Raw genomic sequence first — 11,956 nt, forward strand, 5'->3', positions numbered from 1 at the left:
CAATTTTAACTCATAGAATGTCTCAGAAATATAATTTATCTTCTTTAGCAGCAGGAAAATTAGTATTAGAAGATGGCTCAGTTACTACTATTTATTACGGACCTGCTTATGATGTGAGTTTTTACTGGACAGAAGGAAAATTAAAGCTAGGTTTGTTAACTATTTTTACAGGAACACCAATAGATAATGAGTATCTTGATATTGCAATATTTTACAGTGTGAAGAAAGTTCTACCTTTTCCTTTAAGCTTGATTTTAAATAAGATGTTAAAACAGGATGTCTTAGAAACTTTTGAACAAGATGTGAGTATTTTAGAGAATAAAAAAGATATTCATAATCCACCTTTATATCAAGATGATGGTCCTGTGCGTCAATCTCGAAGTTGGGCGGGTCAATTCTACTCATAAAATTCTTGGATATCAGATACTTCAGTTTAAAAATAAAAAACTATATTTTACAATTTTTGATAGATTAATTCGCACCAATTCTTGGTAACAATTTCCTGAATCAATAATATAAAATACTTTAAATTTTTGATAAAAAGTTAGAATTTAATTAGGGCTTGGTGATTAATCCTCAAAGAATTGACATATAAAAGCTTTAGCCTTTTTAGGTCGAAAAAAGTGCCAGTTTTTTGGTCTATAGAGCTGCAAAAAGTTAGCATTTTCATTGGGCGAGGACGAAAAAATCAAGGAAAAATTCTTTCGGCTAACTCCTCTATGATTCCCATTTCTCCTGACTCCTGTACGGGTAATTCATGTTTGCGGAGCATTCCGTAGGAAATTACCCCTACTCCTGCCGTTATACATAAGACTTTTTCAGAAAACCCTAATTATTTATCACTAGGAATATTTTGCTCCCATGCTTGAATTCCGTATGACAATTTGAAGAATCTATAAAAATTTGCTTAAGTAATTACTGGAATGATACTATGTCAGTTTAGTAATATTTCTAGTTAATTATGCTTAGTTAGTTAGCTCTAAATCTTTTACCTAAGCAATAAAAATTATCTCACCTTAATCGGTAAAAATTCAATAAATCCCCAATCAAAACAATGGAATTAATCATCTCATTGCTCGTTACTTTGGTGGCATTCCTTATAGCTTTGACAAATCCTAATATTGCCGGGGAAAAAGAAAGAAAAAAAGTACGCGCCCTCGCTCTATTAATTGGTTCTTTGGCTGCGATAATTTCTATTTATCAAACAATCAGTAAGTTTTTGGTAATTATGCCAGCAGGTAAAGTAGGTGTGGTAGAAATACTTGGTAATGTTTCTGAATCTACGCTTACCCCTGGTCTTCACTTAGTTAACCCCCTTGCTAAAGTAATAAAATTTTCTACTCGACTCAAAGATTTAAAAGAAACTGTTACTGCTACATCCAAAGAAGGATTAAACTTTCAAATAGATGTCAGTCTTCAATATAAAATTGACCCTGAACAAGCAGGACAAGTATATGAAAATATTGGTTTAGAGGAAAAAGAAATTATTATTTCTCGATTCCGTTCCCTAATTCGGGAAATTACTTCCAACTATGAATCTAGAGATATTTATAGTGAGAAAAGACAGGAAATAGCCAACAGTTTACTTGAAAAACTTACTCAAGAGTTAAATCCTTTGGGTTTTATAGTTGAGTCAGCTTTGTTCAGAGATATTTAATTACCTAGAAATATTCAACAAGCAATTCAAGAAAAATTAAAGGCAGAACAAGAAAGCCAGCGAATGCAATTTGAATTAGAAAAAGCACGTCAAGAGGCAGAACGAAAAAAAATAGAAGCTCAAGGTATGGCAAATGCTCAAAAATTACTTTCTCAAGGATTAACTGAACAAGTCTTGAAGTTAAAAGCTATTGAAGCTACTGAAAAGTGAGCAGCTTCTCCTAATACAAAAGTGGTTATTATTGGTGGGGGCGAAGATAGATTACCTATTATTTTACAACAAAGATAAAAGATAAAAACTGCTGTCTCAAGTTTTTTCCAAATTCATGTACTATATTTTGTCGTGCGGAATTTTAATTTTAATCAAGACCGCTATAATTTTCAGATAAAACAGCCCATATCAATGATACAGGCTGTAAAAAAAATATCAACATTCTCTAAGTTTATAGAGAAATTTGTCTAATGTTATAGTGAATATTATTCACTAAATATTTTCCCAAAGATAACTATTTAACTGTCACCTTAGCTCCTGCATCTTCTAATTGCTTCTTAATATCTTCAGCAGCTTCTTTAGCAATACCTTCTTTAATTGGCTTAGGTGCAGACTCTACCAAATCTTTTGCTTCTTTCAGACCCAAACCTGTAATGGCACGAACCACTTTAAGAATAGCAATTTTCTTATCTGAAGGAAACTCTTCAAGAATTGCATCAAACTCAGTTTGTTCTTCAGCTTCTTCCGCAGGAGCAGCAGCACCTCCAGGACCAGGCATACCCATAGGCATCATCATGCCACCAGCAGGAGCAGCAGCACTAACACCAAAAGCTTCTTCTATTTGTGAAACTAATTCAGATGCTTCGAGCAAAGAAAGAGACTTAAGTTGTTCTAGAATTTCGTCGGTTTTTGCAGACATTAGTAATCTCCTATTTTTTGTTAGTTTGTAGTTATTTTTTCGCTAGAATTTAGACTTTTTTATTACCTTTAATATAGTTAAATTACTGGAATTATTCTCATAATAAAACTGATAGGATATTAGTCAAAAATTCATGTTGTTTGTGTTAGGCACCATCGCCTTGTTGTTCTTTTTCTGAAATTGCTTTAATAGCTCTATTTACAGAAGCTGGAACCTCATTAATACCAGTGGCAAGTTGAGTAGGTACAGCATTTAGACCAACAGCCAACTTAGTAGCTATACTGTTGAGAGCACCAGCCACTTTAGCAAGTAACTCTTCCTTAGATGGTAGATCGGCGATCGCTTTAACCTGATCTTGAGTCAGGAGTCGCCCTTCCATCACACCACCCTTAAATTCTGTTTTTTTGGTGGTTTTTTGGAATTCTTGGTACGCCTTGATAGCACCGCCGATATCATCTTTTAGGAATAGGAAAGCATTAGATCCTGCCAACAACTGTTCCATAGGTTGCCAGTTGGCATCTTCTTTAACTGCTATTCCCATCAGAGAATTTTTAGCTACAGAGCAACAGCTACCAGTAGGCAGTAGTCGTCTACGCAGGTCTGTAATTTCTGCCACGGATAGTCCGTGATAATCAACTACAAGTGCTAGCTGACTTTCACTCAAGTTTTGCTTGATGTCTGCCAACATCTCTTGTTTTTGTTCCTTCGTTTTGCCCATATTTATCACCTCCTTGACAAACCAAAAACCCTGGCGGATTATACTATCTGCCAGGGCAAAGAATTATGAATCCAAAACAAGTAACTTATTAAAGATTTCGACAAAAATCCCTTATACCTGTTTTTGAATTGTTAATCCTTGAACCTCGGCAGGAAATTAAGCTATTAGCACCTGCTGTCTTAAGCTCTTTGATTTTAATTATTTTAGCTTGAGAAATCTTATTTAACTAGCTATCAGCGATTAGCCATTAGCCATCAGCTTTTATTGCTTTGGGTAAAAATACCCGGTTTCCAACCTGCCGGATAGCCCTTGGACAAGTTAAAATATCCTTTCCGTTCCGGAATGCTCCGCAAACGAAGGCATCTCAAAAAAAATCTGCTGAAAGCTGACCACTTATTTAATATAGATTAAGCTTCTGCTGTTAATTTTAGATCCCGCAGGGCACTAACTTCAATTTCAATTGATGGTCCCATTGTTGCTGATACATATATACTACGCCAATAGCGACCTTTTGCACCAGAAGGACGGTTACGGTCAATACAATCTTGTAAAGCCTTTAAGTTGATCAGCAAATCTTCTACAGAAAAAGAAGCTTTACCAAACATAACGTGAACTATACCTGTGCGGTCGGCTCTAAATTCTAACTTACCTGCCTTAAACTCGTCAATAGCTTGTGCCAGATCGAAAGTTACAGTACCGCCTTTAGGAGATGGCATTAAACCTCTCGGTCCTAATAAACGCCCTAGTTTAGCTACTTTAGGCATCACATCAGGTGTAGCGATCAAGGTATCAAAATCCATCATCCCTTTGCTAATTTCTTCAATTAGCTCCTCCGATCCAGCTAAGTCAGCTCCTGCGGCCAGAGCCTCGTTAACTTTTTCACCTTTGGCAATGACTGCAATTCGGACGGTTTGACCAGTTCCTTTGGGTAAGGCCACTGTAGTTCGTAGCTGTTGATCTGTATACTTAGGATCAATCCCTAAGCGAATATGAGCTTCTGCTGCTTCTGAAAATTTTGCTGTAGCTGTTTCTTTTAAAACTTGAAGCGCCTCTTCAGGTTCATAAGGTCGCTCTTCTACTTTTTTTCTCAGTTCTTCTAATCTACGAGAGACTTTTTTTGGCATTTTATTCTCCTGGGGTACTTAACGAAGCTCTGCTTCTCCCCCTAATATCAATTTACTTTTGTTTCTATTTCTACTTTAGAATACAGATATTTGGGAATTGGATTAATTAATCAAATCAATCCGCAATAGTAATACCCATATTTCTAGCTGTGCCTCCTACAATTTTCATTGCAGCTTCAATGTCATTAGCATTGAGGTCTGGCATTTTTGTTTGGGCTATTTCTTGCAATTGAGCTTTTGTAATTGAGCCTACCTTTGTACGATTTGGTTCACTTGAACCACGTTCTACACCTGCTGCTTTTTTAATTAAGACTGCTGCAGGAGGGGTTTTCAGAACAAAAGTAAAACTACGGTCTTCATAAACCGAGATTTCTACTGGAACTACTGTACCAGCTTGGTCTACAGTTTTGGCGTTATACTCTTTACAAAACGCCATAATATTCACACCATGCTGACCTAAAGCAGGACCTATAGGCGGAGAAGGGTTAGCCTTTCCCGCCGTAATAGCCAACTTGATCAGCGCCACGACTTTTTTTGCCATTATTTATGCTTTTCTACCTGATTAAATTCTAATTCTACTGGCGTATCTCGTCCAAAAATGGATAATAGCGCTTTCAATTTACCTCTTTCTGGACTTACTTCAATTACATCACCTTCAAACTCTTTGAATGGCCCTGAGAGAACTGTAATATGATCTCCTTCTGCCACTGTCACCTTGAGCATTGGGTCTTGCTCTTGAGCTCGTTTAAAGACTCTTTCTACTTCTGAAGGACTCAGTGGTAACGGCTTAACATGACCACGACCCCTTCCATAGCGACGCTTTTGTTCAGCCCCTACAAAGTTAATCACATGTGGGGTACTTTTGACAACCTGCCATGCTTCGTCATCAATTGTCCATTTTTTTTGTTCCTCTATCCAATTTAGCCTCATTTGTACTAATACATAGCCAGGAAAAACTTTTTCTTCACTATGTTGGCGACTGCCATCTTTACGAAGCCTAACTGCGGGTGTATGAGGTATTTCTATTTTAAATATTTTATCTGCAACATCAAGAGTTTGAATACGCTGGGTTAAATTAGCCTTAACTCGTTTTTCGCAACCAGAGGCAACTTGTACTGCATACCATCGTAATTCTCCTTTGAGAAACTCTCTGGGCTTTTCTTCCCCCTGGTTTGATTGCGTTGTGTCTTGTGTTTCTTCAGGATATAATTTCATCCAAACACCACCCCAGCTGCCCAACTAAAGAACTCATCTACTAGATAAATGATTGTTGCCGAGAGAATAACCATTAACAGTACAGCAACAGACTCACTGATGAGCTGCTCTCTGCTTGGCCATACTACTTTATCTAGTTCTTCTTTTGTTTCTTTGAAAAAAGCTAGAAGCTGGAAACTTTCCTTGTTTTCTTGTACTCTAACTTCCTCTTTTTTGGCCACAATAACTTATCTCCCTAAGTTTTGGATTTTCAATTTATTTACTTATACTTAATTGTTGGGATTTTTTACTGTATTTACTGTATAGTCTTCCCAAATACTATTGCTAATGGTTGTTTTATAGATTCAGATTCTTAGTTCATCGGTACGACTTAGAATCTCAAGGAAGATTCTGATAATATTACATTTATACACTGGAGTCTCAGCAATCTACTTACTATAGCACAAATATTGTCCGCAATTAATAACTGCTTTTGATGTCAGCGACAGCAGTAAAATTCGCATAGAAATAATTAGGAAACCTTTGCCTTAGTAAAAATTCTCTATACAAAAATATTATTGGTTAATTTGGGTAGATATAAAAATATCTACGATGAAAGAATATCTTGATTAACTTTAAGTATTAAGCGCGCCCTGGAGGACTCGAACCCCCGACATCAGGTTTTGGAGACCTGCGTTCTACCAACTGAACTAAGAGCGCATAGTTGAGGCCTTAGATTAAATCTTAATGACCTCTACTTGATCTAGTATAACATAACTTTTCATCAAGTTCCAAATAATTTCTTAAACCATCTTGGAGACTATAAAGGACGATCGAATCTTTGCTTGACACGGGTGGCCTTACCAATACGTTCTCTCAAGTAGTAAAGTTTAGCTCTACGCACCTTACCTCGACGGATTAGTTTTATACTAGCAATTCTAGGAGAATGGAGCAGAAATACCCTTTCTACTCCTACACCCTGGAAAACACGACGAACTGTAATAGTTTCATTGATTCCTCCATTCCGCATGGAGATTACAGTACCTTCGTAGGGCTGGACTCTTTCTTTTCCTCCTTCTATAATTTTGACTCCGACTTTTACAGTGTCACCTACATAAATTTGAGGCAATTTCTTTTTCGAGCCTTGTTTGAGGTTTTCTATTTCCTCGGCTTCAATTGAGCGAATGATTTCTTGGGCTGTCATAATACTCTTTAAAACTCACAATCTATTACTATATATCAATTATTATGAGCAATGCAAGCAGCAACAAAATGATGAAAGACTGCCCATTCCCGATCAAATATTAGTTTTGCTAGTTTGATGATTATACCTTGGACATCTTCGTCAATATTTGAGTCAAGGAAAAGTATCTCAGTTAAAAAATAAACTTTCCGCATTAAAGCTTAATCATCATGTAATGTGGAGATATCGTGGAGGTAATATGTCCCCAATTTTATAGCTAAATTCAGTTAAAGAATAGTCAGATCGATAAAAATGGGACATTATTCATTCAAGTATATATATGAAAGAAACTGTAAAAGTTGACATCCTCTCCGGCCTAAAGGCGCTGATCTTCCTACTGAACGATAGATTTCGGTGGGTTGACGTTTTGCTGGGGCAGAACTGCGACTAACATAGGAAACTAATTTAAAGATTATAGCATATTTTCTGCTACAGAAATCTTAGGAAAAGTCCTCCTTTGAGGACGAGGCTTCAGACCCAATTTTCCTGTGAAGTACCCAACAGCAAACTTTGTTTATAGTGGGCTTCCTAATTCAACAGCCAATGCCTAAATACAAGGGAAGCAAATACTCATCTTCCACAGGCTAATTGTTGAGATTCACTTAGTTATCGAGATTAATACTGGAGTTCCAGCATTTATTATATTAAAGCACAATCAATTCCCGCGATTTATTAGGGGCTGTGTGGGGAATTACTGCCACATATTTATTAGTTCTGCCCCAATCCCAACGTACCTTATGGAGTGGGACTTTTCGCGGTATTAGTTAAAAGACCTATAGGGAAAATGAATACTCAACCCCCAAATCAGGGAGCCGAAACTCCCAAATCACCAGAAGAAGTCCTGAAATTAGTGATTCAAGACTTAGATAGTTTTCGCCAAAATCTGACAAATCAGTTAAGCCAAGATGTATACAGACTGAGAGTCGAGAAAGAACAGCTTAATGAGGATATCAGTAAATTACGAAAGCAATATGAACAGTTGCAATCTAAACAACTCGAATCTTTATCTCAGCGACAAATAGCCCAGCAACAATTATGGCTTAAACAATTAGCCCAGGTTTTAGCTAATAACTTACAAAAACAGTTAGGCCAAAAAATTAGAGATTTAACGGAGAGTGTCGATCCGGGACTACAACAAGCTGGTATTCCAGGGGGAGAGTTACCAATGACTAATCCTTCAAATAACTATTATGGGACTACTAATGAATTTGGAGATTCTTTATCTGGTGTTGTGAGTGGGACATTTGAGGCATTAAAACAGGAGTTGGATAGTTACCAAAGTGACCTTTCTGTACAGTTAAATAGTATGCGTAGTATGGAACAGCAGGGTGAGGTCATTCTAGAAGCTTTGGTCAGTCGTCTTCAGGCACAACTGGAAAATAATCATACAGTTTCATCTAGAACTTATGAAGTTTCTCAGTCTGGGTCTAACAACTCAGCAAATACTACTTCTTCAGGAAAATCAATGTTGACGACATCTCCTGTGGAGTCCTCAGAAGTATCCCCTAAGTCCAAAACTGAGTCTACTGCTAAACCTAAAAAATCTGCTTCTCAAGTTCAGGTAGGTTTGATTTTGGCTTTACTTTCAGCAGCACTGTTATCTTTATTTAATGTTTGTATTAAAGTTATCCTTAATACGCCTCCACAACCTAGTACAATTTTCGGCTTATTTCCGGTGGAAGGGTTGATAAATCCTAATGTTGGTAATTCTTTGTTAATTTTATTACTACGACTCATTGTAGTAATGTTGTTGATGCCCATAGTCGCAACATTTCTCTATCCTGCGGTTTGGAGCGATATTGAGCGCCTGATCAAATCCAAAGATTTTTCTTTATGGTGGAAGGTTATTGGTAGTGCTTTCTTTTTGTTCTTATCTCAGGTATTAATATATATTTCTATAGGTAATATACCTACTGCTATTGCTATTACAATTTTCTTTATTTATCCAATTATTACTGTTTTAGTATCTTGGGGATTATTTGGCGATCGCCCTTCTATGATAAGAATTTTTGCTATGGTTCTGATTGTTATAGGAGGGTTTTTAGTTCTTCCTAGTGGAGAGGGTGATTATCAACAAGGAATTTTGGCTGCTGTGGGTGCTGGAATTACTTTTTCTGGGTATGTTATTCTCACACAAATGTCAGCAGGAAAACTTCATCCTATTCCTTTTAGTTTAGTGAATTTTGCCGGAATTTTTGTATTTTCTGCTTTAGGTTTGATGATGCCTTTACCGACAGAATGGTCAGTTAATATTAATATGGACCCTAGTGTTAATGTATGGTCTGGTTTAATTGTTAGTGGTATTATTCTGGGAATTTTAACACTTTCTAGCTATGTATTAAATAGTTTTGCTATTAGATTTGCTGGAGCTGCAAGAGCATCTATAATTGGTACTTCTGGTCCGGCATTGACTGCTTTATTTGCTCTTTTGGTTATTGGAGAAGTTTTATTATTAAAACAACTTTTGGGAATGTTATTGGTGATTATTGGAGTTGCTGCGATGAGCTTTGAAAGAATGTTTGCAGCAAGGCAAAAAACAAGTTAATTTTGTTTCAAAAATCCTGAAAATTACAAGGGTAGGAGTCAGGAGTCAGGAGTCAGGAGTAGAGAGTAGTGAGGAGAAACAAGGAATTAATTAGAAGATAGTCAGATATATTTGTTCCTTGATTTTTCTGCTATTATTCTGCCTTATATCCTAATTTTTTGAGGGTTTTCAACTGAAAACCAGGGATTTTTTTCTACCTAAAAAGGCTAAATTCTTTATCTGTCAGTGCTTTTGGATTTAATCGGTAAGCCCTGTTTAGGTGTTGCTGTAATGGTAATAATATTTATTATTGATGGAATGTACAATTGTGATTTTTTCAGATAAATTCCAGACAAAAAATATTCAACATTCAACAACACCAAAACATCTAAATATTGTCGAACTTTAGATGTTCCGCAAAAACTTTAAAAATAGCATTGGTCTAACCAAAGCCATTAACAGATGGACAATAACAGCCATCTCCAGCAATTTCCGCTATATTCACGACATTATACTTTTCCCAGAGGCTGTGTTCCTTGAAAAACTGGCGATCGCCATCCCATAAATACTGAATTGATGAATTCTTTTCGTTTTTTTGCCCTCTCTTCCCACTCAGCTACAGAATCATTTTGTCCAATGAATTTTTTGAGTTTTAGCAATATAAAGCCTAAAACCTAGACAAAGCAAGATTTTTCCTTCTGCCTTCTGCCCTCTGCCTTCTGCCTTTTGCTATAGGTACGGTTTCCACGAACTAGCACTCTACCTCACCGAGTGCTAAATTTTTATTTGGAAGCAATAGGAGAAAGTATATGGCCAAGATTGTAGAATTTAATGATAAATCCAGACGCGCTCTAGAGCGAGGAATAAATTCCCTAGCTGATGCAGTCCGAATCACTATGGGTCCAAAGGGTAGAAATGTATTATTAGAGAAAAAATTTGGCGCACCACACATAGTGAATGATGGGATTACCGTGGCCAAGGATATCGAGCTAGAAGACCCCCTAGAAAATACAGGTGCTAGACTTATTCAGGAAGTGGCATCCAAAACAAAAGATATTGCTGGAGATGGCACAACTACCGCTACAGTTTTAGCCCAATCTATGATTAGAGAAGGTCTCAAAAACATAACTGCTGGTGCAAACCCAGTAGCAGTGCGTAAAGGGATTGAAAAAACCATTAATCAGCTAGTCAAAGAAATAGAAGCAGTTGCTAAACCAGTAGAAGGAGGAGCGATCGCTCAAGTAGCTACGGTCTCTGCTGGTGGCGATGCAGAAGTAGGACAAATGATTGCTGAGGCAATGGATAAAGTGACTAAAGATGGGGTAATCACTGTTGAAGAATCTAAGTCTCTCTCTACGGATTTAGAAGTTGTTGAAGGGATGCAAATCGACCGTGGTTATCTTTCTCCATACTTTATTACTGACCAAGATCGGTTAGTAGTTGAGTTTGAAAATTCTCGCATTCTCATCACTGATAAGAAAATTTCCTCTATTCAAGATTTAGTACCTGTACTAGAAAAAGTTGCTCGTGCGGGTCAATCTCTTTTAATTATTGCTGAGGATATTGAAGGGGAAGCTTTAGCTACTTTGGTGGTGAATAAAGCACGGGGTGTATTGAATGTTGCTGCTGTGAAAGCTCCTGGTTTTGGCGATCGCCGTAAAGCTATGCTCCAAGATATTGCTATTCTTACAGGTGGTCAACTTATCTCTGAAGAAATAGGTCTGAATCTGGAGATGGCAGATTTAGATATGATGGGAGTTGGTCGGAAAATCACTATTAACAAGGACAACACTACTATTGTTGCTGGTGGGGATACAGCAGAGGAAGTGAAAAAGCGCATTGCTCAAATTCGCGGACAGCTTGCAGAGAGTGATTCTGATTATGACAAGGAGAAGTTGCAGGAGCGTATCGCTAAGTTAGCTGGTGGGGTAGCAGTGATTAAAGTTGGTGCAGCAACAGAAACTGAACTTAAGGACCGCAAGTTAAGAATAGAAGATGCTTTGAATGCTACTAAAGCTGCTGTAGAGGAAGGTATTGTGCCCGGTGGTGGTACTACTTTAATTCATTTGGCGACTAAGATTGATGAATTGAAAGGTAGTTTAAGTGAGGAAGAGCAGATTGGTGCTGATATTGTCAAACGTGCTTTAGAAGGACCTTTACGTCAGATTGCTGATAATTCTGGTGCAGAGGGTTCGGTAGTTGTAGAGAAAGTACGTTCTACTGATTTCAGTGTTGGTTTTAATGCCATAACTGGTGAATATGAAGATATGATTGCTGCTGGTATTCTTGACCCGGCAATGGTAGTACGTTCTGCGTTGCAAAATGCGGGTTCGATTGCTGGTATGGTATTAACTACTGAAGCTGTGGTTGTTGAGAAACCTGAGAAGAAAGCTGCGATGCCAGATATGGATGGCGGCATGGGCGGCATGGGCGGCATGGGCGGCATGGGCGGCATGGGCGGCATGGGTATGCCTGGTATGGGTATGATGTAAGTTCGCCTGTCTATTTAGGGTTTGCGCTCTTTAGTAGGGGTAGGAGACAGGAGACAACCCACCCCTCGCCCCTCCCCCTCCCAGGAGGGGAAGA

General features: G+C 37.7%; 13 protein-coding genes, 1 tRNA gene, 1 pseudogene and 1 other annotated feature. Of the genes and pseudogenes, 5 read left to right on the plus strand and 10 right to left on the minus strand.

The window, feature by feature from the left end:
* From D5R40_RS25190 to D5R40_RS38075, 3 genes and pseudogenes are all read left to right on the plus strand, one after another.
* Positions 1-407 (plus strand): annotated as a pseudogene (locus tag D5R40_RS25190) (Rieske 2Fe-2S domain-containing protein); the annotation flags it as partial.
* Positions 408-1,054: 647 nt separating this feature from the next.
* Positions 1,055-1,657, plus strand: a complete 603-nt coding sequence (locus D5R40_RS25195) for a prohibitin family protein (RefSeq protein WP_205127504.1) — start codon at positions 1,055-1,057, stop codon at positions 1,655-1,657.
* Positions 1,658-1,720: 63 nt separating this feature from the next.
* A complete protein-coding gene (locus D5R40_RS38075; protein ID WP_205127505.1) occupies positions 1,721-1,867 on the plus strand; it encodes a hypothetical protein in 147 nt (48 codons plus the stop codon).
* A 295-nt stretch (positions 1,868-2,162) separates the two neighbouring features.
* On the opposite strand, the gene rplL is transcribed toward D5R40_RS38075, so the two are convergent.
* The 9 genes from rplL to D5R40_RS38080 form a co-directional block, all read right to left on the minus strand.
* Entirely contained in the window at positions 2,163-2,567 is a 405-nt protein-coding gene (rplL, locus tag D5R40_RS25200) for a 50S ribosomal protein L7/L12 (protein ID WP_124146805.1), read from the minus strand.
* Between the two features lie 145 nt (positions 2,568-2,712).
* Positions 2,713-3,285: a 50S ribosomal protein L10 gene (gene rplJ / locus D5R40_RS25205; RefSeq protein ID WP_124146806.1), complete on the minus strand. Its 573-nt coding sequence runs from the start codon at positions 3,283-3,285 to the stop codon at positions 2,713-2,715.
* 13 nt (positions 3,286-3,298) lie between these two features.
* Positions 3,299-3,487, minus strand: a sequence feature (ribosomal protein L10 leader region).
* A 205-nt stretch (positions 3,488-3,692) separates the two neighbouring features.
* Positions 3,693-4,409 carry a 50S ribosomal protein L1 gene (gene rplA, locus D5R40_RS25210; protein ID WP_124146807.1) on the minus strand — a complete coding sequence of 239 codons (717 nt, stop codon included), beginning with the start codon at positions 4,407-4,409 and terminating at the stop codon, positions 3,693-3,695.
* A 115-nt stretch (positions 4,410-4,524) separates the two neighbouring features.
* Positions 4,525-4,950: a 50S ribosomal protein L11 gene (gene rplK, locus D5R40_RS25215; protein ID WP_124146808.1), complete on the minus strand. Its 426-nt coding sequence runs from the start codon at positions 4,948-4,950 to the stop codon at positions 4,525-4,527.
* Positions 4,950-5,624 (minus strand): transcription termination/antitermination protein NusG, encoded by a 675-nt coding sequence (gene nusG / locus D5R40_RS25220; RefSeq protein WP_124146809.1) that lies wholly within the window; start codon positions 5,622-5,624, stop codon positions 4,950-4,952. Before nusG ends, rplK begins: the two co-directional genes overlap by 1 nt.
* On the minus strand, positions 5,621-5,845 hold the full coding sequence (gene secE / locus D5R40_RS25225) for a preprotein translocase subunit SecE (protein ID WP_124146810.1): 225 nt from the start codon (positions 5,843-5,845) through the stop codon (positions 5,621-5,623). The genes nusG and secE overlap by 4 nt, the downstream gene beginning before the upstream one ends.
* 405 nt (positions 5,846-6,250) lie before the next feature.
* A tRNA-Trp gene (locus D5R40_RS25230) sits at positions 6,251-6,323 on the minus strand.
* A 100-nt stretch (positions 6,324-6,423) separates the two neighbouring features.
* Complete coding sequence (gene rplS, locus D5R40_RS25235; protein ID WP_124146811.1) at positions 6,424-6,807, minus strand: 50S ribosomal protein L19; 384 nt, start codon at positions 6,805-6,807, stop codon at positions 6,424-6,426.
* A gap of 35 nt (positions 6,808-6,842) precedes the next feature.
* Positions 6,843-7,001 carry a hypothetical protein gene (locus D5R40_RS38080; RefSeq protein ID WP_205127691.1) on the minus strand — a complete coding sequence of 53 codons (159 nt, stop codon included), beginning with the start codon at positions 6,999-7,001 and terminating at the stop codon, positions 6,843-6,845.
* Positions 7,002-7,630: 629 nt separating this feature from the next.
* Here D5R40_RS38080 and D5R40_RS25240 point away from each other — a divergent pair.
* Positions 7,631-9,391, plus strand: a complete 1,761-nt coding sequence (locus D5R40_RS25240) for an EamA family transporter (RefSeq protein ID WP_124146812.1) — start codon at positions 7,631-7,633, stop codon at positions 9,389-9,391.
* Between the two features lie 488 nt (positions 9,392-9,879).
* On the opposite strand, the gene D5R40_RS36030 is transcribed toward D5R40_RS25240, so the two are convergent.
* A complete protein-coding gene (locus D5R40_RS36030) occupies positions 9,880-10,029 on the minus strand; it encodes a hypothetical protein (RefSeq protein ID WP_161564669.1) in 150 nt (49 codons plus the stop codon).
* Positions 10,030-10,179: 150 nt separating this feature from the next.
* Between D5R40_RS36030 and groL the strand changes: the two genes are divergently transcribed.
* Complete coding sequence (gene groL / locus D5R40_RS25245; RefSeq protein WP_124146813.1) at positions 10,180-11,862, plus strand: chaperonin GroEL; 1,683 nt, start codon at positions 10,180-10,182, stop codon at positions 11,860-11,862.
* The last annotated feature ends 94 nt before the right edge of the window (positions 11,863-11,956 follow it).

Origin of the sequence: Okeania hirsuta, assembly GCF_003838195.1 — a bacterium.
Lineage (GTDB): Bacteria > Cyanobacteriota > Cyanobacteriia > Cyanobacteriales > Microcoleaceae > Okeania > Okeania hirsuta.